The organism is Pseudomonas chlororaphis subsp. piscium (genome assembly GCF_003850345.1).
Lineage (GTDB): Bacteria > Pseudomonadota > Gammaproteobacteria > Pseudomonadales > Pseudomonadaceae > Aquipseudomonas > Aquipseudomonas piscium.
Genome location: NZ_CP027707.1, coordinates 1,081,666 through 1,103,157 on the forward strand (window position 1 = coordinate 1,081,666; position 21,492 = coordinate 1,103,157).

Consider the following 21,492-nt stretch of genomic DNA (forward strand, 5'->3'; position numbering starts at 1 on the left):
AGGGTCTAACATGTCGCATCAATCCGAATTGATCAGCGAGGACATCCTCGCCTACCTGGCCCAGCACGAACGCAAAGAACTGCTGCGCTTCCTGACTTGCGGTAACGTCGACGACGGCAAGAGCACCCTGATCGGGCGCCTGCTGCACGACTCGAAGATGATCTACGAAGACCATCTGGAAGCCATTACCCGCGACTCGAAAAAAGTCGGCACCACCGGTGACGACATCGACCTGGCGTTGCTGGTCGACGGCCTGCAGGCCGAGCGTGAGCAGGGCATCACCATCGATGTCGCCTATCGCTACTTCTCCACCGCCAAGCGCAAATTCATCATCGCCGACACCCCCGGCCATGAGCAGTACACCCGCAACATGGCCACCGGTGCTTCCACCTGTGACCTGGCGATCATCCTGGTGGATGCCCGTTACGGCGTGCAGACCCAGACCCGTCGCCACAGCTTCATCGCCTCCCTGCTGGGCATCAAGCACATCGTCGTGGCCATCAACAAGATGGACCTCAAGGACTTCGACCAGGGCGTGTTCGAGTCGATCAAGGCCGACTACCTGAAGTTCGCCGAAGGCCTGAAGATGAAGCCCACCAGCCTGCACTTCGTGCCGATGTCGGCCCTCAAGGGCGACAACGTGGTGAACAAGTCCGAGCGCTCGCCGTGGTACACCGGCCAGTCGCTGATGGAAATCCTCGAGACCGTGGAAGTGGCGGGCGATCGCAACTTCACCGACCTGCGCTTCCCGGTGCAGTACGTCAACCGTCCGAACCTGAACTTCCGTGGTTTCGCCGGGACCCTGGCCAGCGGCATCGTGCACAAGGGCGACGAAGTCGTGGTGCTGCCGTCGGGCAAGAGCAGCCGGGTGAAATCCATCGTCACTTTCGAAGGCGAGCTGGAGCATGCCGGCCCGGGCCAGGCCGTGACCCTGACCATGGAAGACGAGATCGACATCTCCCGTGGCGACCTGCTGGTGCATGCCGACAACGTACCACCGGTGACCGACAGCTTCGAAGCCATGCTGGTATGGATGGCCGAAGAGCCGATGCTGCCGGGCAAGAAATACGACATCAAGCGCGCCACCAGTTACGTGCCGGGCTCCATCGCCAGCATCGTCAACAGGGTCGACGTGAACACCCTTGAAGAAGGTCCGGCCAGCGCTCTGCAGCTGAACGAAATCGGCAAGGTCAAGATCGCCCTCGACGCGCCGATCGCCCTCGACGGTTACGACAGCAACCGCACCACCGGTGCCTTCATCGTCATCGACCGCTTGACCAACGGCACCGTCGGCGCCGGCATGATCGTCGCCCAGCCTGTGGTGCATGGCAGCGCCACGCACCATGGCAAGCTGGCCCATGTAGCCACCGAGGAGCGCGCCCAGCGCTTCGGCCAGCAACCGGCTACCGTGCTGTTCAGCGGCCTGTCCGGCGCTGGCAAGAGCACCCTGGCCTACGCGGTCGAGCGCAAGCTGTTCGACCTGGGTCGTGCGGTGTTCGTCCTCGACGGCCAGAACCTGCGTCACGACCTGAATAAGGGCCTGCCCCAGGATCGCGCCGGACGTACCGAGAACTGGCGGCGTGCCGCGCACGTGGCGCGTCAGTTCAACGAAGCCGGCCTGCTGACCCTGGCGGCGTTCGTCGCACCGAGTGCGGAAGGTCGTGAACAGGCCAGGGACCTGATCGGCAAGGAGCGTCTGCTGACGGTCTACGTCCAGGCTTCGCCAGCGGCCTGTGCCGAGCGTGATCCGCAGGGCCTGTACGCCGCTGGTGGGGATAACATCCCGGGCGAGTCCTTCCCGTACGACGTGCCGCTGGATGCCGATCTGGTGATCGACACCCAGTCCGTGTCGCTGGAAGAGGGCGTCAAGCAAGTGCTGGAACTGCTGCGCAAGCGCGGCGCGATCTAAGCCTTAGCGGTCAGTAAAAAGCCCGCCGTCGAGTGATCGACGGCGGGCTTTTTTGTGGCCTTGAGAAAGCTATCGCGGGCAAGCCTCGCTCCTACAGAAGCGAGCGTGTTGCTCCTGTGTAGGAGCGAGGCTTGCCCGCGATGAGGCCCTTACAGGCGCTTCATCACTTCCCCGGATACTCCCGATGCATCTGTTCCAGCAGCGCATCCTTGTTCTGCCACAGCTGGTTTATCCAGCCCTGGAACTCCAGGCGGTACACGCCATCCTGGTCGTAGTTCTTGCCGATGAACTGCGGTGGAATCGGCAGCTCCTCGAAATGCACCACCACCTCATTGACCTTGCCGCACAGCAGGTCCCAGTAACCCGGCTGGCCTGCCGGATAGTGGATGGTGACGTTGACGATGGATTCCAGTTGCTCGCCCATGGCATCCAGCACGAAGGCGATGCCGCCGGCCTTGGGCTTGAGCAGGTAGCGGAACGGCGAGGCCTGTTGCGCATGCTTGGCCTTGGTGAAGCGTGTGCCTTCGACGAAGTTGAAGATGCCCACCGGGTTGTCGCGGAATTTCGCGCAGGTCTTGCGGGTGGTCTCCAGGTCCTTGCCCTTTTTCTCCGGGTGTTTTTCCAGGTAGGCCTTGGAGTAGCGCTTCATGAAGGGGAAACCCAGGGCCCACCAGGCCAGGCCGATCACCGGGACCCAGATCAGTTCCTGCTTGAGGAAGAACTTCAGCGGGCGGATACGGCGGTTGAGCACGTATTGCAGGACCATGATGTCGACCCAGCTCTGGTGGTTGCTGGTGATCAGGTACGAGTGCCGGTAGTCCAGGCTGTCGAGCCCGCTGAGGTGCCAGCGGGTGTGCCCGAGCAGGCTCATCCAGGCCTTGTTGTTGCTGATCCAGGCTTCATGGATGTGGCTCATCAGCCAGTCGGTGAAGCGCTGGGCCGCCGGGAAGGGCAGCAGCAACTTGAAGATCGCCACCACGAACAGCGGGGTGCAGCAGACGATGGTGTTGAGCGCCAACAACAGCGAGGCGATCACGCCGCGCAGCGGTGCAGGTAGAAAATCCAGCATTTACACATCCAGAGGTCGGTTGGCGGCTTGAATCGCGGTCAGGGCGATGGTGTAGACGATGTCGTCGACCTGGGCGCCACGGGGCAGGTCGTTCACCGGCTTGCGCAGGCCTTGCAGCATCGGCCCGAGGCTGACGCAGTCGGCGCTGCGCTGCACGGCCTTGTGGGTGGTGTTGCCGGTGTTCAGGTCGGGGAACACGAACACCGTGGCCTTGCCGGCGACCTGGCTGTTGGGTGCCAGTTGTTGGGCCACGGCCTCGTTGGCCGCGGCATCGTATTGCAACGGGCCGTCGATCAGCAGCGAGCTCTGGGCTTCATGGGCCAGCAAGGTGGCTTCGCGGACTTTCTCCACTTCTTCGCCGCTGGCCGATTCGCCGCTGGAATAGCTGATCATCGCCACCCGCGGGGTGATGCCGAACGCGGCCGCCGAGTCGGCGCTTTGCAGGGCGATCTCGGCCAGCTCGCTGGCGCTCGGGTGCGGGTTCATCACGCAGTCGCCGTAGACCAGCACCTGCTCGGGGAACAGCATGAAAAACACCGACGACACCAGGGTGCAGCCCGGCGCGGTCTTGATCAGCTGCAGGGCCGGGCGGATGGTATTGGCGGTGGAGTGGATCAGGCCGGACACCAGACCATCGACTTCGTCCAGGGCCAGCATCATGGTGCCGATCACCACCGGGTCTTCCAGTTGCTGTTCGGCCATCGGCGCATTGAGGCTCTTGCTCTTGCGCAGCGCCACCATCGGCTCGACGTAGCGTTCGCGGATCTGGTCCGGGTCGATGACTTCCAGGCCAGGCGGCAACTCGATGCCCTGGGCCCGGGCGACCGCCTCGACGTCCGCGGGTTTGGCCAGCAGCACGCAACGGGCGATGCCGCGCGCCTGGCAGATCGCCGCGGCCTGTACGGTCAGCGGCTCGCTGCCTTCGGGCAGGACGATGCGCTTGTTGGCTTCCTGGGCGCGCTGGATCAACTGGTAGCGGAACACCGCTGGCGACAGGCGCATTTCCCGCGGCGTGCCGCAGCGCTGGTGCAGCCACTTGGCGTCCAGGTGGCTGGCGACGAAGTCGGTAATGATCTCCGCGCGCTCGCGGTCATCGATGGGGATTTCCTTGTTCAGGCCATTCAGCTGGTTGGCGGTCTCGTAGGAGCCGGTGCTCACCGACAGCACCGGCAGGCCGGCATTCAAGGCGCCGCGGCACAGCTCCATGATCCGCGGATCGGGCAGGGTGTCGCTGGTCAGCAGCAGCCCGGCCAGGGGCACACCGTTGATCGCTGCCAGGCTCACGGCGAGGATAATGTCGTCGCGATCGCCGGGCGTCACCACCAGCACGCCGGGCTTGAGCAACTCCACGGTGTTACGCATGGTGCGCGCGCAGATGATGATCTTGGTCATGCGCCGGCTTTCGTAGTCGCCGGCGTTGAGCACCTGGGCGCCCATCAGGTCGGCCACGTCGCGGGTGCGCGGTGCGTTCAGTTCCGGTTGGAAGGGGATGCAGCCGAGCAGGCGGAAGTCGCCGCTGCGCAGCAGGGGCGAATGCTCTTTCAGGCGAGCGGAAAAGGCCTCCATGCTTTCGTCGGTCCGCACCTTGTTGAGGATCACCCCCAGCACTTTCGGATCGCGCGGGCCGCCGAACAGCTGCGCCTGCAGCTCCACGCGACCGGACAGCTCGGTGAGCACTTCGTTTTCCGGCGCGGACACCAGGATCACCTCGGCATCCAGGCTTTTCGCCAGGTGCAGGTTGACCCGCGCGGCATAGCTGGCGCTGCGGGTCGGCACCATGCCTTCGACCACCAGCACGTCCTTGCCGACGGCCGCCTGCTGGTAGAGGGTGATGATTTCTTCCAGCAGCTCGTCCAGTTGGCCGTCGCCGAGCATCCGTTCGACATGGGCCAGACCCAGGGGCTGCGGCGGTTTCAGGCCGTGGGTGCGGGCCACCAGCTCGGTCGAGCGCTCAGGGCCGGTATCGCCTGGGTGAGGCTGGGCAATGGGTTTGAAGAAGCCGACCTTGAGGCCGGCCCGTTCCAGGGTACGCACCAGCCCGAGGCTGATGGAGGTCAGACCCACACCAAAATCGGTGGGCGCGATAAAAAAAGTTTGCATGCGGATTCTCGACGGGTGCATGGCAACGGTGAGGCGCTTAGGTTTAATGCTCTACCGGAAATTCAGGCGCCAAGGTTAGCGCTAACCGAGCCTTGAGCGCACCAACCGCAGGCAAAGGGCTGGCCTATTTTTTCCCTGCGTTTGCGCGGATCCAGGATCCAGGTCCGGGATTGCCAGGGCGGCTGGTGGCGCAGGTGCTGGGTATGGCCACAGGACAGCTCGACGACCCAGTGGCCGTCCTCATCCTGATGAAAGCCGACGACAGTCGGGCCTGGCGTTAAGTTCCGTTTGTCCGGGTTCCGTTCGCTTTCGGGCGATTGCTTCGCTAAACTTGGACGTTCTTCATTCTTATGCAAAAGGTCTCGCCCCATGCTGATCGCCGCCAATAAGGCTGTCTCCATCGACTATACCCTCACCAACGACGCTGGTGAGGTCATCGACAGCTCTGCCGGCGGCGCCCCGCTGGTCTACCTGCATGGCGCAGGGAACATCATTCCAGGCTTGGAAAAGGCCCTGGAAGGCAAGAACGTCGGCGACGAGCTGAGCGTTGCCGTTGAGCCGGAAGATGCCTACGGCGAATACGCCGCCGAACTGGTCAGCACCCTGAGCCGCAGCATGTTCGAAGGCGTCGACGAACTGGAAGTGGGCATGCAGTTCCACGCTTCCGCTCCGGACGGCCAGATGCAGATCGTCACCATCCGCGACCTGGACGGCGACGACGTGACCGTCGACGGCAACCACCCGCTGGCCGGCCAGCGCCTGAACTTCAAGGTCAAGGTTGTCGACATCCGTGACGCCAGCCAGGAAGAAATCGCCCATGGTCACGTCCATGGCGAAGGTGGCCATCACCACTGATTTCTGCGCTAAGCTCAAGTCTGACTGGAGAGGCGCCCGAGGGCGCCTTTTTAGTCGGCGACTTTTCTTGCCGGGCAACAGGCGGTACTGTCGAGTGGCTGTTTTCTGGAAGAACACGGGAATTTGGAGTTCGTCATGAGTGCTTTTCACGACCTTAAATTGAAAGCCCTGGATGGTCAGGAGCTACCGCTCGCGCCTTTCAAGGGGCACGTCGTGCTGGTGGTCAACGTCGCCTCCAAGTGTGGTCTGACACCACAATACGCGGCGCTGGAGAACCTCTACCAGCAATACAAGGGCCAGGGGTTCAGCGTGCTGGGCCTGCCGTGCAATCAGTTCGCCGGGCAGGAGCCGGGTTCCGAGCAGGAGATCCAGGAGTTCTGCAGCCTCAACTACGGGGTGACCTTTCCGTTGAGCGGCAAGCTGGAAGTCAACGGTCCGGAGCGCCATCAGTTGTACCGTCTGCTGGCGGGCGAAGGGGCGGAATTTCCGGGCGATATCACCTGGAACTTCGAGAAGTTCCTGCTGGGCAAGGACGGCCGCGTCCTGGCGCGTTTCTCCCCGCGCACCGCACCCGATGATCCGACCGTGGTCCAGGCCATCGAAAAAGCCTTGAGCTGAATCTGCACGCCGGGCCCCGCTGCCCGGCCAGTTTTACCGCGCGTTCGCGCACCTCTCGCTTCTCTGCGCTTTGGCACCTTAATCACCCTGATCAATAGTGCTGGGCGTTGCCTGGGGCTCGGAATATTATCGCCATCATAAGGCCGTCGGCGCACCCGCTCGACCTGCCGCTTCCCGCGATTCAGACCCTCAGCCCTGGAGTACAGCATGCCCGTTCAAGCCTTGTTCAAACCCTTTCAGCTGGGTGCCCTGGAGCTGTCGACCCGTGTGGTGATGGCGCCGATGACTCGGTCGTTTTCCCCGGGTGGCGTGCCGAACTCGAAAGTCATCGAGTACTACCGTCGTCGCGCCGCGGCCGGGGTCGGCCTGATCATCACCGAAGGCACCACGGTCGGGCACAAGGCCTCCAACGGTTATCCGAACGTGCCGCGCTTCTATGGCGAAGCGGCCCTGGCCGGCTGGAAGAAGGTGGTGGACGCGGTGCACGCCGAAGGCGGCAAGATCGTTCCGCAGCTGTGGCATGTGGGCAACGTGCGCCGCCTGGGCACCGAGCCGGATGCCAGCGTGCCGGGTTACGGCCCGTCGGAAAAACTCAAGGACGGCCAGGTGGTGGTCCATGGCATGACCCAGGACGACATCCGCGAAGTGATCGCCGCCTTCGCCCAGGCCGCCAAGGATGCCCAGAGCATCGGCATGGACGGCGTGGAGATCCACGGCGCCCACGGCTACCTGGTCGACCAGTTCTTCTGGGAGGGCAGTAACCAGCGCACCGACGAGTACGGCGGTGACCTGGCCCAGCGTTCGCGATTTGCCATCGAGCTGATCCAGGCTGTACGCGCCGCGGTGGGGCCTGGCTTCCCGATCATCTTCCGCTTCTCGCAATGGAAGCAGCAGGACTACAGCGCCCGCCTGGTACAAACCCCCGAGGCCCTGGGCGAGTTCCTCAAACCGCTGGCAGACGCCGGTGTGGATATCTTCCACTGTTCCACCCGGCGTTTCTGGGAGCCGGAGTTCGAGGGCTCCGAGCTGAACCTGGCCGGCTGGACCCGCCAGCTCACCGGCAAGCCGACCATCACCGTGGGCAGCGTCGGCCTCGACGGCGAGTTCCTGCAGTTCATGGTCAACACCGACAAGGTGGCGCAGCCGGCGAGCCTGGAAAAGCTCCTGGAGCGCTTGAACAACGATGAGTTCGACCTGGTGGCCGTAGGGCGCGCATTGTTGGTGGACCCGGACTGGGCGCAGAAGGTGCGTGACGGCCGCGAGCAGGACATCCTGCCGTTCAGCCGTGAGGCGTTGATGACGCTAGTTTAAGCTCAGACTCTGGAATGCTATCGCGGGCAAGCCTCGCTCCTACAGGATCACCGTCCGTGTAGGAGCGAGGCTTGCCCGCGATGCTTTTGGCTCTGATGTTTTCAGCGCTAGGGCAACAAACGCCCTTGAGGTACCACCACTTCTTCCGTGCAGGCACCACGCAGCTGGGTTTCAAACTGCTCGATGATCGCCGCCCAGCCCTGGCGGCTGGCGTGCTGGCGGGCATTGAGGCGCACCCGACGCAGGGTCTCGGGCTCTTCCAGCAGCCAACTGGCCGCATCGCAGAACGCGCATTCGTCCCCGGGCATCGCCAGCACACCGTTGTAGCCATGGCGAATATGCTGGGCCGCCGCGGCCTGGTCGTAAGCCACCACGGCCAGCCCCGAGGCCAGGGCCTCGAGCACCACGTTGCCGAAGGTTTCGGTCAGGCTCGGGAACAGAAACAGATCCCCCGACGCATAGTGACTGGCCAGCGCTTCGCCGCGTTGCGAGCCGCAGAACACGGCGTCCGGCAACTCCTTCTGCAGGACCGCGCGTTGCGGGCCATCGCCCACCACGATCAACTTCATGGCCTGCTGTGGATAAGTGTTCTGCAGCTGGGTGAAGCAGCGTTTGAGCAGGCCCAGGTTCTTCTCCGGCGCCAGGCGGCCGACATGAATCACCGCGATATCGTCGTTGCCCAGGCCCCAGCTTTCGCGCAGCTCGTTGAGGCGTTTGGCCGGGTGGAACAGCTGGCTGTCGACCCCGCGCGACAGCAGCGCCAGGCGCTCGAAGTTGCGTCGCTCCAGTTCCAGGCGCTGGCTGGCGCTGGGCACCAGGGTCAACTTGGAACGGTTGTGGAACCAGCGCAGGTAGTGGGTCAGCAGGCGCGTCAGCAAACCCAGGCCGTACTGGCTGGAGTACTGCTGGAAGTTGGTGTGGAAACCGCTGACCACGGAAATCCCCAGGCGCCGCGCCGCCCGCAGCGCGGACAGGCCCAGCGGGCCCTCGGTGGCGATGTACAGCACATCCGGGCGATGACGTTTCCAGCGTCGCAACAGTTTGTGCATCGACGACTGGCCCCATTGCAGCCCCGGATAACCCGGCAGCGGCCAGCCACGGCACAGCAGCAGACCTTCGTCGCTGATCCGGCTCTGATCGCTGCCCTGGCGCGGGCGAATCAGTTCCACCTGGTGTCCACGGGCGCGCAATCCATCGCACAGGCGGCCAAGGGTATTGGCCACGCCATTGATTTCCGGTGGGAAGGTTTCGGTGATCAGAGTGATATGCAGAGCTGTCGTCATGGCCTCAGTGTCAGCCGAGGCCATGTCGTCATTGTGACGTTGCGATGATGGATTTGTGACCCGCTCAGCGTTGCTGGGCCACCAGGTTTTCCGCGCCGCGCTCACGCACCCAGAACAGCGTCGCGCCGGCCACCGCCGCCGGCATCATCAGGATGTTGACCACCGGGATCAGCAGCACCAGATAGACGATCCCGCCAAAGCTCATGCTCTGCCAGCGCTTTTCCCGCAGCCAGGCGAGCATCTCGTTCCAACCCAGCTTGTGGTTGTCCGCCGGGTAGTCGATGTACTGGATCGCCATCATCCACACGCCGAACAGCAGCCACAGCGGCGCGGCCACCAGGTTCACCACCGGAATGAAGGACAGGATGAACAGGCCGATGGCCCGCGGCAGGAAATAACCCAGCTTGCGCATTTCCCGGGCCAGGGTGCGCGGGATCATGGCCAGCAGTTCGGCCCAGCTGAAGGGCGGGAAGTCGTCGGTGCCGCGGACCACCACTTCGACTTTTTCCGCGAGGAAACCGTTGAAGGGCGCGGCGATCACGTTGGCCAGCATGGTGAAGGTGAAAAACACCATCAGCAGCACCAGCACCACGAACAGCGGCCAGAGGATGTAGCTGAGAAAGCTCAGCCAGTCCGGCAAAGAAGGCATCAGGGTGTCGACCCACAGGCTGAACTGATGGCCGGCGAAATAGATCAATCCGACGAACAGCACCAGGTTGATGGCCAGGGGCAAAAGGACGAACAGACGCAGGCCGGGGCTGAGCACCAGCTTGAGGCCTTCGCGCAGGTATTGCGGGCCGGACAGAACGGGGGCGGGCATAGGGAGCTCCGTGCAAGGGGGAAAACGCGCCGACCTTACCGGCTTTGCCCCACCGGCGAAAGCACGGTCGTTAGGTCGACATCAACTGTAACAAAGGCGCCGGTAAATACACCGATACCGGATAGAGACCTCCTATGAGCTGGATTGTTAAACCGTATTTCCTTAATCTTCGCCCCCTCTATACGCTGCACCCATTATTTTTCGGACGGGCGAACCTGAAGCCTTCCCCAAGTGCTTTCGCCGTCCTTTTTTATTCCAGCCGGCAATCCGGCGTTCCGCGCCAGTGATCCGGGCCGGTCGATAGGAGTGAGTCATGTCTGATGTACGTCATTCGCGTGTGATTATTCTCGGTTCCGGCCCTGCCGGTTACAGCGCCGCGGTCTATGCCGCCCGCGCCAACCTGAAGCCGCTGCTGATTACCGGCATGCAGGCCGGCGGTCAGCTGACCACCACCACCGAAGTCGACAACTGGCCGGGCGACGTCCACGGCCTGACCGGCCCGGCGCTGATGGAGCGCATGCGTGAGCACGCCGAGCGTTTCGAGACCGAAATCGTCTTCGATCACATCAATGCCGTGGACTTCGCCGCCAAGCCTTACACCCTGACCGGCGACAGCGCGACCTACACCTGCGACGCCCTGATCATCGCCACCGGCGCCAGCGCCCGTTACCTGGGCCTGCCTTCGGAAGAAACCTTCATGGGCAAGGGCGTATCGGCCTGCGCGACCTGCGACGGTTTCTTCTATCGCAACAAGCCAGTGGCCGTGGTCGGTGGCGGCAACACCGCTGTCGAAGAAGCCCTGTACCTGGCCAACATCGCCAGCAAGGTCACCCTGATCCACCGTCGCGATACCTTCCGCGCCGAGAAGATCCTGATCGACAAGCTCAATGCCCGGGTTGCCGAAGGCAAGATCGAGCTCAAGCTGAACGCCAATCTGGACGAAGTGCTGGGCGACAACATGGGTGTCACCGGTGCGCGCCTGAAGAACAACGACGGCAGCTTCGACGAGATCAAGGTCGACGGCGTGTTCATCGCCATTGGCCATACTCCGAACACTTCGCTGTTCGAAGGCCAGCTGGAGCTGAAGGACGGCTACCTGGTGGTGCAGGGCGGCCGTGAAGGCAACGCCACCGCGACCAGCATCGCGGGCATCTTCGCCGCCGGCGACGTGGCCGACCACGTGTACCGTCAGGCCATTACCTCGGCCGGTGCCGGCTGCATGGCTGCCCTGGACACCGAGCGTTACCTGGACGATCTGCAGAACGCTTGATTCTCAGACCCTTGAAATGAAAAAACCGGCTCAGGCCGGTTTTTTTGTATCTGCTTCTTCTGTAGGAGCGAGCGGGCGGCGATCCGACTTGCCCGCGATCCAGACAACGCGGTGCTTCAGATAGCCCTCAGTGTCTCCCTTCGCGGGCAAGCCTCGCTCCTACAGAGGTCAGCGGCGTTTGAGTGGCTGCTGCGCAAACTTCACACCCGCCAGGCCATGGGCGATCAGCGCTCGGATATTGCCGTGGTCGCTGCCTTCAGGGGTGGCCAGCACCGAGCGGTAATGCTCGCCGAACGCCAACAGCGCTTCTTCGTCACTCAAGCCTTCCAGCAGGGCCAGGCCCAGGGTCTTGCACGAACCTTCGTTCTGCCCGGCGGCATTTTCCACGCCGCCGTTGTTGAAGGCCTGTGGCTGGTAGTCGTAGCCGGCGGCGATAAAGGCCAGGGTGTCGGCGAAGGCGTGCTCGCCGCTCTTGAGGCTGGCGCGCAGGGGGTTCAGGTCAGTCATGGGGTTTTCCTTTGGCGAACGCCGCTTGCTGCTCGGCGCTGGCTTCTTTCTGGTAGAGATTCTTCCACTCGGCGTAGGGCATGCCATACACCACTTCACGGGCGTCATCGAGGCTGACCTCGATCTGGCGCTCGTCGGCCTCGGCCTTGTACCACTTGGACAGGCAGTTGCGGCAGAAGCCGGCGAGGTTCATCAGGTCGATGTTCTGCACGTCCTTGCGGCTGTCCAGGTGCGCGACCAGGCGGCGGAAGGCGGCGGCTTCGAGTTCCAGGCGTTGTTGCTCGGTCATGTTCGGCTCTGTGCAATCAAATGTGGCGCGGATGATATCAGCGGCTGGCCGCGAGGGTGATCGACACCGACTCGGCGAAACGCAGGGCGTGGGGTTTGTCGACTTCGACCTCGGCGTACAGCACCGATTCGTTGGCCATGATCAGATCGAGGATTTCCTGGGTCAGGCGCTCGAGCAGGGCAAAGCGGTTGCCCTCCACGTGGGCGATGATCGCCTTGGTGATGGTGCGGTAGTTCAGCGCATGGTCGATGTCATTGTCGCGCACGGCTTCTTGCGCGGCATACAGGATGGTCAGGTTGATCAGCACATCCTGCTTGTTGAGGATCTCGTCCTCGTTGATTCCGATGAAGGTCCGCAGGCACAGGTCCTTGACCCGGATGCGAGCCATTCCTGGCTGAAGTTGTGGCATTGCTACTTGCTCCGTCCGATCAATTGCAGGAATTCCTGGCGTGTGGTGCTCGACTCGCGAAAGGCGCCGAGCATCACCGAGGTGTGCATGGTCGAATTCTGCTTCTCGACGCCGCGCATCATCATGCACATGTGCTGGGCTTCGACGACCACCGCGACCCCGGCGGCCTGGGTCACCCGCTGCACCGCGTCGGCGATTTCCCGGGTGAGGTTTTCCTGGATCTGCAGGCGGCGGGCGAACATGTCGACGATCCGGGCGATCTTCGACAGGCCCAGCACCTTGCCGGTGGGAATATAAGCCACATGGGCCTTGCCGATGAAGGGCAGCAGGTGATGTTCGCACAGGGAATAGAGTTCGATGTCGGCGACTATGACCATTTCATCGTTGTCGGAGGCGAACAGCGCGCCATTGACCACCTCGTCCACCGACTGGCTGTAGCCATGACACAGGTACCGCATGGCCTTGGCCGCGCGTTGCGGGGTGTCGAGCAGGCCTTCGCGCTCGGGGTCTTCGCCGAGATCCTTGAGGATCTCGCGGTAATGCTGGGGCAGGGAAAGCGTCATGTAACGTCCTCGCGGGAAGCCTTACTTGAGGTGCCGCCCGCCGTTGACGGTCAGGGTAGTGCCGGTGACATAAGGGTTGTCGAGCAGATAACGCAGGCTCTGGTAGACCACCTCGCAACCGGGCTCGATGCCCAGGGCGGACTTGGCCAGGGCCTTGGCGCGGTAGGCCGCGTCGTCGTCGGAATTGAACATTAACAGAGCCGGGGCGATGCCGTTGACCTTGATCGTCGGGGCATATTTCGCCGCGAAGGACAGGGTCAGGCTGTCGAGGCCGGCCTTGGTGGCGCAATAGGCGATGTGCTTGCTGCTGCCGCGGCGGGTGACGTCGTCGCCGATGTGCACGATGTCGGCGGGGCTGGAGTGTCGCAGCAGGTCGGCGCAATGCAGGTTGATCAGGTAGGGCGCGAGCATGTGCACGCTGAACATGTCGGCGAAGGCCGCGCTTTCCTGGCCGGGGGTTTCTTCCAGCCATTGCGAGGCGTTGTGCACGATCGCCCGCAGGCTGTCGGTGTGCTCGTGCAATTGGCTGATGAAGGCCTGGATCCCGGCTTCGCTGGAGAAGTCGGCGAACAGGGCAATCGCGCCACGCTCGCGCAAGGCCTGCACGCCCGGGCGCTCTGTGCGGTAGCTGATGATCACCCGGTGACCCTCTTCCAGCAGGCGCAACGCGCAATGCAGGCCGACACGCTGGCCGGCGCCGGTGATCAGGATCGGGGCAGGGGAAGTAGTCATGAACGGCTCGCGTCGCAGGTAGAGCAAAACTATACCAGCGCCGGGCCGGGTTCGCCCAAGCCGTTGTAGGAGCGAGCGGGCGGCGATTCGACTTGCCCGCGACGATGGTTCCGCGGCCTGTCTGGCAGACCGCGTTATCCTTCGTCGCCGGCGAGCCGGCTCCTACAGGTGGCTCTGTGGGGACGGCGCTGTCGGCAGTGGACGGGCCGGCGTGCTGTTCAACCAGCCGGACAACAGGTGGGTGGACAGCGGAATGAACCAGTAGACCATCAGCGGCGTCAGGGCCAGGGTGCTGACGAGCACGCGCGGCACCAGGCTGAGTTCGCCCAGCAGCGGGTTGAGGATGAAGTTGAAGATCAGCGACACCGGGAAGAAGGCCAGCCAGATGGCCACCGCCTGCTTCCAGCGGGGTGGGCGCTGGCCGACCGCGCCGAACCAGCCATCGATGCCGCTGACTCGGTGTTCATGGGGATGGGCGAACAGGTCGCTGCCGCGGGCCAGCCAGGCGGTGCGCGAGGCGGAGTGTTCCCAGACGTGCAGGGTCTGCTCGTCGGCGAAGCGGAAGATGATCTGGAATTCGTCATCGTCGGGCGGCGGAGCGAGCACGCCGGAGCCGAGATAACCGGGGAAGTCGGTAGCCAATTGTTCGCCTTCGCGCAGCCAGGCGATCAGGTCCTGGTAACGGCCATCGGCGACACGCCGGGCGACCATCAGGGTGACGGGTGAGGTAGACATTATGTATCTCCGTAAAACCAATGCGTTGCCTGGGTAAGGCAATACGCCGGACGCAGCACCGGGGTATTGGGCTGCGTCTTGGAAGCAAGCAAGGATTATTCCTGATTGTGACAAATACACCAGAGGCAGCGGTCGCTTTGCCCTGTGTTGAGGAACTGTCACCGATGGGGGGTAGAATGGCCGTCACTTTATCCATCGGTGTTTTCTGCCCAGATGCCCGTCATTACTGAACTTGCCCGCCCGGCACAGCCCCTTGGCCAAGCCTCGCAGGACGATCTGTTTCCAATCCGGGAAGTTTCACGGCTTACGGGGATCAACCCGGTGACCCTGCGGGCCTGGGAGCGTCGTTATGGGCTGATCCAGCCGACGCGCACCGAAAGTGGGCATCGTTTGTATTCGATGCACGATGTTGAGACAGTCCGCGAGACTCTTGGCTGGATCGACCGTGGTGTCGCGGTCAGCAAGGTCGGCAAGATCCTCGCCAAGACCCGGGCCGCCCGCGAGGTGCCGCAGGCCCTGCCGGGCGACAGTGAATCGGGCGATTACCTGCAGTGGCAGGGGCAGCTCAAGCGGGCGGTCGGCGGGTTCGACGAACCGCACCTGGAGCGGCTGTACGGCCAGATCTTCTCCAGCTATTCGCTGTCGGTGGTGTTCCAGGACATCCTCATGCCGTTCTGGCGGCAGCTGGCGCAGCACCAGGAGCCTTACGGCCACACCAGCGAATGGCTGTTCCTGGATAACTTCCTGCGTTCGAGGATCTCCCAGCGCCTGCTGTTGCAGCGCGGCAACCAGGCGCGCCCGGTGCTGCTGGCGGCGCTTGCCGGGCAATGCCGGGAGCTGGAGTTGCTGGTGGCGGCGCTGATGCTGGGCAGTGCTGAAGTGGAAGTCCGGGTGCTGGCGCTGGGGCAGCCGTTCGACGAACTGACCCTGGTCTGCGAGAAGATCAAGCCCCAGGCGCTGGTGCTGTTTTCCAATCACGCCCCGGCGCCGGAACTGCCTCGGCGTTTGAATCGCCTGGCGCTGACCCTGGAGTGTCCGCTGATGCTGGCGGGGGATGTCGCCGAGTTGGCCCAGGACAGCCTGAGCGCTTCGCCGGTGGGCTGCCTGGGCAATGACGGGCGTTTGATGATGCAGCGCCTGCGGCAGTTTCTCAGCGGTACGCTCGATACCTGAGCTCATGCCCAAGTCGCGAAAAACGCGACCTCAGACGTGCAGGTTGGGGTGTGCCAGACGGTGCTGCTGCAGGATGAACTGGCGCAGGCGCTCGGTTTCATCCGTGTCGCTCTGGTTCAACCTATAGGCATAGAAGCCGGCGTCGGTCTGGCGTTCGAGGCGGCCACGCAGGGCGATGCGCTCGTAGCCCGACGGGCTGAACCACTGGGCGAACTGTTTTGGTGGTTTGGCCCGGTTGCGAATCTCCAGCAACACGCTGTTGAACGACACTTCATGCACCCACAGCGCGGTGGGCTGCCCCTTGGCGTTTTCCAAGGCCACTGGCTCGTCCAGCGTCAGGCGCCATGGGCGGACCCTCGGCCCGTCCTCGAAGATGCTCGGCACGCCCAGGCGCAGATGCAGGGCGTGGAATTCGTCTTCCACCAGGTGCAGGGGAAAGGTCATCTGCTGGTTTTCAAAATGCGCCTGGATGGTCACTTGCTCGTTGGCCGCCAGGCGGGTGAGCAGGTCGCGGATTTGTGAGCCCCCGTTGACCAGCAGGCTCGAGTTCGCATCCCGCACGTTGAGTTGCGGGTTGTGCTGCATGGTCTGAATGAAGTCCAGTTCATCCTGGGTGAGGAGAGCGTCACGGCGCATGATGTTGCTCGAAGGAGAAAGTGACAAAATCATTGGTGATTAAGCGTACTGACAACTAATTCGGCATCTTGTTAGAGCCGCTCGTCGCCTGGAAAACGGCGAGTTCCGCACGGGCTTCGGCCAGCTCCTTTTCCACCTGCGCCAGCCGTTGCTGGGCCTTGACCTGGGCCGTCACATCTTTCTGCACACCGACAAAATAGGTCAACTGGTCGCTTTCGTTGAACACCGGAGTGATCGACAGCTCGTTCCAGAAGTGACTGCCGTCCTTGCGGTAGTTGCGCAGCACCTGGCGGCAGGGCTGGCCGCTCTCCAGGGCCTGGCGAATCAGCGGGATTCCCGGTTGATCACGGTCGCCCGACTGGAGAAAGCGACAGTCCTGATAAAGCACTTCGTCGGCGCTGTAGCCGGTGAGTCGTTCGAACGCCGGGTTCACGTAGATGATGATGTTGTCTTCGCCTTCCTGTTCGGCAACGACGATCCCGTCATTGGAGGCGTTGATCACCAGTTGCAGCAGGTGGGCGTTGATCATCGGGAGCTTCCGCAAGCGATCGGCAGGTGGCGGCAATTCTAAGACATGGCGCGAAGCTGTCCACTGGCCATTATGGGTAAATCGCGCTACAAGGCTGGATTTTTTCGCGCAACTGTTAATATCCCAGTCTTTTACTCAGCTTCAGGAACAGATTGATGAAAGTCGCCATCCTTTCCGGCTCGGTGTACGGCACGGCTGAAGAAGTCGCCCGGCACGCCGCCAAGCTCCTCAATGCCGCAGGTTTCGAGGCCTGGCACAACCCGCGCGCGACCCTGGCGGACGTCCAGGCATTCGGCCCCGAGGCTTTCCTGGCCGTGACCTCGACCACCGGCATGGGCGAGCTGCCGGACAACCTGCTGCCGCTGTATTCGGCCATTCGCGATCAACTGCCGGCGGCCTGGCGCGGTTTGCCCGGCGCGGTGATCGGCCTGGGCGATTCGAGCTATGGCGACACCTTCTGTGGCGGTGGCGAGCAGATGCGCGAGCTGTTCGCCGAGCTGGGCGTGCGGGAAGTGCTGGAAATGCTGCGCCTGGACGCCAGCGAAAGCGTGACCCCGGAAACCGACGCCGAGCCTTGGCTGGCCGAACTGATCAGCGCTCTGCGCGGCTGACCGGCCGCTCGCGCAGCAGCGCTAGCCAGGCTTGCGCGGCCTTGGACAGATAGGCGCCCTGACGCCAGATGAAGGCGATGTCCCAGCGCAGGTAGTCGGGTGCTTTCAGCGTCAGGCGCACCACGCCGGGCCGGACCAGGCCGCGCGCCACCACGCTGGGCAACAGCACCACGCCTTGCCCGGCGGCCACCAGGGCGGCGAGAAAGTCCGCCTGGCCGCTGCGCCCACCTTCCTTCGGGGTGAACCCCACCTGCTGACAGGCCTGCAACAACCGGTCGTTGAGCACAAAGCTACGCTGATAAAGCAGGAACGGCGTATCTGCCAACTCCTCCAGGCGCACCTGGGCCTTGATCGCCAGCGGATGATCGGCCGGTAGCAAGGCATCCAGCGGTTCGTCGCAGAACGGCTGGTAAGCGAAGGTCGGATCCTTGGGCGTCAGGCTGCCGCCGATTTCCAATTCCCCGTTGAGCACCGCCTGCTCGATGTTCAGGCTGCCGCCTTCCAGCAGCTGCACGCTGATGTTCGGGTAGCGTCGGCGGTACTCGGCGAACAGGCTGGCGAACAGTGCGTCGCTGCCCAGCAGGGGCAGACCCAGGCGTAATTCCCCACGGGCCAACAGGCTCAGGTCGTCCAACTCGCTGAGCAACTCGTTGCGCAGGCGCAGCATGCCTTCGGCGCGTTGCAGCACCACGCTGCCGGCGGCGGTGAGGTGAATGTGCGAGCCCTGTCGATCCAGCAATGGTGTGCCCAGGCTCTGCTCCAGCTGGGCGATCTGCTTGCTCACCGCCGATTGGCTGATGTGCAGGGTCTTGGCGGCCTGGGTGAAGCCGCCCTGGTGAATCACTTCGACAAAGCTGCGCAGCTGTTTGAAGTCCATGTTTTGGGTCCGTGCTCTGAATTCCATTCTGGAATGACTTCCAGTCTAACAATTCGCTTCGGTGATGGCAGGTGCTTGCATAAAATGCAGGCCTGCGAGGACCGAATTCCATGAACGCTTCCACCTTGAAACACCTGGGTCGCCTGTTATCCGAACTGGCGGTGTTGCTGGCTATTTATCTGTTCGGCTGCCAGCTGGCCGGGTGGCTGGCGTGGCCGATTCCTGGCGGGGTGATCGGCCTGGCCCTGCTGCTGTTGACGTTCGCCCTGGGCTGGGTCAAGCCGGCGGCATTGCAGATGGGCGCGGGCCTGCTGATGGCCGAGATGCTGCTGTTCTTCATTCCGGCGCTGATGAGCCTGCTGGACTACGGCGGCCTGCTGCGCCAGGACGGCTGGCGGATCCTGCTGGTGATCGGCGTCAGTACGCTGATGGTGATGCTGGTCACCGCGTTCACGGTGGAATGGGTGTGCCGTTGGAGAATGCGCCATGACGCTTGAGCCCATGCCGATGTTCTGGCTGTTGCTGACACTCGCGGCCTATCTGTTCAGTCGCTGGATCTACCGGCGCACCGGGCGCTACCTGCTGTCGCCGCTGATCCTGGTGCCGGCCCTGTTGCTGGCGATCGCCCTGCCGCTGCACACCGCCTATGCCGAATACTCCGCCAATACCCACTGGCTGATGCTGGTGCTGGGGCCGGTCACCGTGGCCTTCGCGGTGCCGATCTGGCAGCAGCGGCAACTGTTGATGCGTCATTGGTCGGCATTGCTCCTGGGCATGCTGGCGGGCAGCGCGGCGTCCATCGCCAGCTCCTTCGGACTGGCGCGGGTGCTGGCCCTGGACAGCTCGGTGACTATGTCCCTGGTGCCGCGTTCGATCACCACTCCCTTCGCCATGCCGCTGGCCCATGACCTGGGCGGCGTGCCCGAACTGACGGCAGTGTTCGTGATGTTCACCGGGGTGTTCGGCGCCATGCTCGGCGGTGTCTTGCTCAAGTGGCTACCGCTGCGCAGCGCCCTGGCTCGCGGTGCTTTGTTCGGGGTCGGCGCCCACGGCGCCGGGGTCAGCCGCGCCCATGAAGTGGGTGGTGAAGAGGGCTCGGTGGCGGGGCTGGTGATGGTTCTCACAGGCCTGCTGAACCTGTTCGCCGCCCCTTTATTGGCGTCGTTGCTTTGACGTTTGACCTGTACCAATTGGAACTAAAATGACCACTGACTCGCTCGGTCAGTAAGCTGGCTGCCAAGGCAACTACCTGAACCCGAGGGGCTGACTAGACTGATCCCCACGTCCAAAAAAAATAATAAAAACTGCCGTCACTGAGGTCCTTGCCGTGAGCCTATCCTCCGTTCAGCCGACATCGAGTGTGAAAGACCTGGTCAGTGCCGCCGAATGGCAAACCCGCGTCGATCTGGCCGCCTGCTATCGCCTGGTGGCGATGCATGGCTGGGACGATCTGATCTTCACCCATATCTCCGCCAAGGTCCCTGGCACCGAAGATTTCCTGATCAACCCATTCGGCCTGATGTTCCATGAGATCACTGCCTCCAGCCTGGTGAAGGTCGACCAGGCCGGCAACAAGCTGATGGACAGCCCTTACGAGATCAACCCCGCCGGCTACACCATCCACAGCGCCGTGCACGAAGTGCGGCACGATGTGGCCTGCGTGCTGCACACCCACACCGCGGCCGGGGTCGCGGTGTCCGCGCAGCAGCAGGGGGTGTTGCCCATCAGCCAGCAATCGCTGTTCGTGCTGTCGAGCCTGGCCTATCACGCCTATGAAGGCGTGGCCCTGAACCATGAGGAAAAAGCCCGGCTGCAGGCCGACCTCGGCGACAACAATTTCCTCATGCTGCACAACCACGGTCTGCTGACCTGTGGCGGCACCATCGCCGACACCTTCCTGATGATGTTCACCTTCCAGCGCGCCTGCGAGATCCAGGTGCTGGCGCAGAACGGCGCGGCGCAACTGATCGCCATCGAGCCGCAGATTCTGGCCGGGGCCAAGGCGATGATCGCCGGGGTCACCAAAAGCGCTCAAGGCATGGGCGGCGCGCTGGCATGGCCGGCACTGCTGCGCAAACTCGATAAACAAGACATGGGTTATAAACTCTGATGCCTATGGCCGAGATTCCTCTGTGCGTGTGGCGCAAGCGCGGACATAGCTTCGTGTTTCGCGGCCATGCCATTCGCTACTGGACCGCGGGGCAGGGCGAGCCGCTGCTGTTGATCCACGGTTTTCCCACCGCTGCCTGGGACTGGCATTACCTCTGGCAACCCCTGGCCCAGCGCTATCGAGTGATCGCCTGCGACATGCTGGGGTTTGGCGATTCGGCCAAGCCGCGGAACCACGAGTACAGCCTGCTGGAACAGGCGGACCTGCAACAGGCCTTGCTCGAACACTTGGGTGTCGATAGCCCCGTACACCTGCTGGCCCACGACTATGGCGACAGCGTCGCCCAGGAAATGCTCGCCCGGCGCTACGAAGACCGCTGCGACATGGCCAGCTGTGTCTTCCTCAATGGCGGCCTGTTCCCGGAAACCCATCGTCCGGTGTTGACGCAGAAGCTGCTGCTCAGCCCGTTGGGCTGGATGCTTGGCCGCGTCTTCAGCCGTGAGGGCCTGGCCAAGAGTTTCACCCAGATCTTCGGCCCGCAGACCCGGCCCAGTGAAAGCGCGCTGGATGATTTCTGGAGCCTGGTGGAGGCCAATAACGGGCCGCGGATCCTGCACAAGCTGATCGGCTACATTCCCGAGCGCCGGGTGCAGCGCGACCGCTGGGTGAGTGCGATGCAGCGCGGTGAGGTGCCGCTACGGGTGATCGACGGCGCGGTGGATCCGATTTCCGGGGCGCACATGGTCGAGCGTTACTGCGAACTGATCCCCTCCCCGGATACCGTGCTGCTGGCCGGTATCGGCCACTACCCGCAGACCGAAGCACCGGTCCAGGTGCTCAAGCACTATCTGGCCTTTCGCGACAGCCTGGAGTTTCCACCGCAAAAGCGGGCCTGCTCCTGAGAGACCCGCGCTGTCCCTAGCGACCGCCGTTCTGCGACCTTGGCCTGTAAACGCCAGGCGCTAGTGCGCCCCGCCACATCGTTACCCCTCGATCATCCCCCTGCCTTATTGCGCACCATTCAGCTTCAGCCGTGTTTATTGTGACCGCCAGCCGTGTGCCTGACACTCGAAGCCATTGTCCGTC

25 protein-coding genes are annotated in these 21,492 nt (G+C 63.2%); 11 read left to right on the forward strand and 14 right to left on the reverse strand.

Annotated elements, in window-relative coordinates; all coding sequences use genetic code 11:
• Nucleotides 1–10: 10 nt before the first annotated feature.
• Entirely contained in the window at nucleotides 11–1,909 is a 1,899-nt protein-coding gene (cysN, locus tag C4K38_RS04845; protein WP_053277480.1) for a sulfate adenylyltransferase subunit CysN, read from the forward strand.
• 163 nt (nucleotides 1,910–2,072) lie between these two features.
• Here the strand turns inward: cysN and C4K38_RS04850 are convergent, their stop codons facing one another.
• From C4K38_RS04850 to C4K38_RS04860, 3 genes are all read right to left on the reverse strand, one after another.
• A complete protein-coding gene (locus C4K38_RS04850) occupies nucleotides 2,073–2,978 on the reverse strand; it encodes a 1-acylglycerol-3-phosphate O-acyltransferase, YihG family (protein WP_053277481.1) in 906 nt (301 codons plus the stop codon).
• Nucleotides 2,979–5,078 carry a phosphate acetyltransferase gene (pta, locus tag C4K38_RS04855; protein ID WP_053277482.1) on the reverse strand — a complete coding sequence of 700 codons (2,100 nt, stop codon included), beginning with the start codon at nucleotides 5,076–5,078 and terminating at the stop codon, nucleotides 2,979–2,981.
• Nucleotides 5,079–5,140: 62 nt separating this feature from the next.
• Nucleotides 5,141–5,479: a DUF3565 domain-containing protein gene (locus C4K38_RS04860; RefSeq protein ID WP_081001433.1), complete on the reverse strand. Its 339-nt coding sequence runs from the start codon at nucleotides 5,477–5,479 to the stop codon at nucleotides 5,141–5,143.
• Between C4K38_RS04860 and C4K38_RS04865 the strand changes: the two genes are divergently transcribed.
• From C4K38_RS04865 to C4K38_RS04875, 3 genes are all read left to right on the forward strand, one after another.
• A complete protein-coding gene (locus tag C4K38_RS04865; RefSeq protein ID WP_007929845.1) occupies nucleotides 5,448–5,933 on the forward strand; it encodes an FKBP-type peptidyl-prolyl cis-trans isomerase in 486 nt (161 codons plus the stop codon). The two genes, C4K38_RS04860 and C4K38_RS04865, sit on opposite strands and share 32 nt — an antisense overlap.
• A gap of 135 nt (nucleotides 5,934–6,068) precedes the next feature.
• Complete coding sequence (locus tag C4K38_RS04870) at nucleotides 6,069–6,551, forward strand: glutathione peroxidase (protein ID WP_053277484.1); 483 nt, start codon at nucleotides 6,069–6,071, stop codon at nucleotides 6,549–6,551.
• Between the two features lie 207 nt (nucleotides 6,552–6,758).
• Nucleotides 6,759–7,862: an NADH:flavin oxidoreductase gene (locus C4K38_RS04875; protein WP_053277485.1), complete on the forward strand. Its 1,104-nt coding sequence runs from the start codon at nucleotides 6,759–6,761 to the stop codon at nucleotides 7,860–7,862.
• A gap of 107 nt (nucleotides 7,863–7,969) precedes the next feature.
• Here the strand turns inward: C4K38_RS04875 and C4K38_RS04880 are convergent, their stop codons facing one another.
• Nucleotides 7,970–9,169, reverse strand: coding sequence for a glycosyltransferase family 4 protein (locus C4K38_RS04880; RefSeq protein ID WP_053277486.1), 1,200 nt, complete (start codon nucleotides 9,167–9,169; stop codon nucleotides 7,970–7,972).
• A 40-nt stretch (nucleotides 9,170–9,209) separates the two neighbouring features.
• A complete protein-coding gene (gene cysZ, locus C4K38_RS04885) occupies nucleotides 9,210–9,965 on the reverse strand; it encodes a sulfate transporter CysZ (RefSeq protein WP_009042209.1) in 756 nt (251 codons plus the stop codon).
• Between the two features lie 313 nt (nucleotides 9,966–10,278).
• Here cysZ and trxB point away from each other — a divergent pair, with 313 nt between their 5' ends.
• The gene (gene trxB / locus C4K38_RS04895) at nucleotides 10,279–11,235 is read left to right on the forward strand and encodes a thioredoxin-disulfide reductase (protein ID WP_053277487.1); all 957 of its coding nucleotides are present in this window, start codon (nucleotides 10,279–10,281) and stop codon (nucleotides 11,233–11,235) included.
• A gap of 168 nt (nucleotides 11,236–11,403) precedes the next feature.
• Here the strand turns inward: trxB and C4K38_RS04900 are convergent, their stop codons facing one another.
• From C4K38_RS04900 to C4K38_RS04925, 6 genes are all read right to left on the reverse strand, one after another.
• Nucleotides 11,404–11,742 (reverse strand): HopJ type III effector protein, encoded by a 339-nt coding sequence (locus C4K38_RS04900; protein WP_053277488.1) that lies wholly within the window; start codon nucleotides 11,740–11,742, stop codon nucleotides 11,404–11,406.
• Nucleotides 11,735–12,031 (reverse strand): DUF1244 domain-containing protein, encoded by a 297-nt coding sequence (locus C4K38_RS04905; protein WP_007929830.1) that lies wholly within the window; start codon nucleotides 12,029–12,031, stop codon nucleotides 11,735–11,737. Before C4K38_RS04905 ends, C4K38_RS04900 begins: the two co-directional genes overlap by 8 nt.
• A 37-nt stretch (nucleotides 12,032–12,068) precedes the next feature.
• Nucleotides 12,069–12,440, reverse strand: a complete 372-nt coding sequence (gene folX, locus C4K38_RS04910; RefSeq protein WP_007929829.1) for a dihydroneopterin triphosphate 2'-epimerase — start codon at nucleotides 12,438–12,440, stop codon at nucleotides 12,069–12,071.
• A gap of 2 nt (nucleotides 12,441–12,442) precedes the next feature.
• Nucleotides 12,443–13,003 (reverse strand): GTP cyclohydrolase I FolE, encoded by a 561-nt coding sequence (gene folE / locus C4K38_RS04915; RefSeq protein WP_053277489.1) that lies wholly within the window; start codon nucleotides 13,001–13,003, stop codon nucleotides 12,443–12,445.
• 21 nt (nucleotides 13,004–13,024) lie between these two features.
• On the reverse strand, nucleotides 13,025–13,735 hold the full coding sequence (folM, locus tag C4K38_RS04920; RefSeq protein ID WP_053278317.1) for a dihydromonapterin reductase: 711 nt from the start codon (nucleotides 13,733–13,735) through the stop codon (nucleotides 13,025–13,027).
• Nucleotides 13,736–13,897: 162 nt separating this feature from the next.
• Nucleotides 13,898–14,470: an antibiotic biosynthesis monooxygenase gene (locus tag C4K38_RS04925; RefSeq protein WP_025806449.1), complete on the reverse strand. Its 573-nt coding sequence runs from the start codon at nucleotides 14,468–14,470 to the stop codon at nucleotides 13,898–13,900.
• Between the two features lie 213 nt (nucleotides 14,471–14,683).
• Here C4K38_RS04925 and C4K38_RS04930 point away from each other — a divergent pair, with 213 nt between their 5' ends.
• A complete protein-coding gene (locus tag C4K38_RS04930) occupies nucleotides 14,684–15,643 on the forward strand; it encodes a MerR family transcriptional regulator (RefSeq protein ID WP_053277490.1) in 960 nt (319 codons plus the stop codon).
• A 30-nt stretch (nucleotides 15,644–15,673) separates the two neighbouring features.
• On the opposite strand, the gene C4K38_RS04935 is transcribed toward C4K38_RS04930, so the two are convergent.
• Together C4K38_RS04935 and C4K38_RS04940 are read right to left on the reverse strand one after the other, a co-directional pair.
• Nucleotides 15,674–16,279: a hypothetical protein gene (locus C4K38_RS04935; protein ID WP_053277491.1), complete on the reverse strand. Its 606-nt coding sequence runs from the start codon at nucleotides 16,277–16,279 to the stop codon at nucleotides 15,674–15,676.
• 55 nt (nucleotides 16,280–16,334) lie between these two features.
• A complete protein-coding gene (locus tag C4K38_RS04940; protein WP_053277492.1) occupies nucleotides 16,335–16,808 on the reverse strand; it encodes a PAS domain-containing protein in 474 nt (157 codons plus the stop codon).
• Between the two features lie 155 nt (nucleotides 16,809–16,963).
• Between C4K38_RS04940 and C4K38_RS04945 the strand changes: the two genes are divergently transcribed.
• A complete protein-coding gene (locus C4K38_RS04945) occupies nucleotides 16,964–17,419 on the forward strand; it encodes a flavodoxin (RefSeq protein WP_016701722.1) in 456 nt (151 codons plus the stop codon).
• Here the strand turns inward: C4K38_RS04945 and C4K38_RS04950 are convergent.
• Nucleotides 17,400–18,296, reverse strand: a complete 897-nt coding sequence (locus C4K38_RS04950) for a LysR family transcriptional regulator (RefSeq protein WP_053277493.1) — start codon at nucleotides 18,294–18,296, stop codon at nucleotides 17,400–17,402. The genes C4K38_RS04945 and C4K38_RS04950 overlap by 20 nt on opposite strands.
• 110 nt (nucleotides 18,297–18,406) lie before the next feature.
• On the opposite strand from C4K38_RS04950, the gene C4K38_RS04955 reads away from it, so the two are divergent.
• From C4K38_RS04955 to C4K38_RS04970, 4 genes are all read left to right on the forward strand, one after another.
• Nucleotides 18,407–18,793, forward strand: coding sequence for a CidA/LrgA family protein (locus C4K38_RS04955; protein WP_053277494.1), 387 nt, complete (start codon nucleotides 18,407–18,409; stop codon nucleotides 18,791–18,793).
• Complete coding sequence (locus C4K38_RS04960) at nucleotides 18,783–19,469, forward strand: LrgB family protein (protein ID WP_053277495.1); 687 nt, start codon at nucleotides 18,783–18,785, stop codon at nucleotides 19,467–19,469. Before C4K38_RS04955 ends, C4K38_RS04960 begins: the two co-directional genes overlap by 11 nt.
• 154 nt (nucleotides 19,470–19,623) lie before the next feature.
• Nucleotides 19,624–20,406: a class II aldolase/adducin family protein gene (locus C4K38_RS04965; RefSeq protein WP_053277496.1), complete on the forward strand. Its 783-nt coding sequence runs from the start codon at nucleotides 19,624–19,626 to the stop codon at nucleotides 20,404–20,406.
• Nucleotides 20,406–21,308, forward strand: a complete 903-nt coding sequence (locus C4K38_RS04970; protein WP_053277497.1) for an alpha/beta fold hydrolase — start codon at nucleotides 20,406–20,408, stop codon at nucleotides 21,306–21,308. Before C4K38_RS04965 ends, C4K38_RS04970 begins: the two co-directional genes overlap by 1 nt.
• Nucleotides 21,309–21,492: the final 184 nt, after the last annotated feature.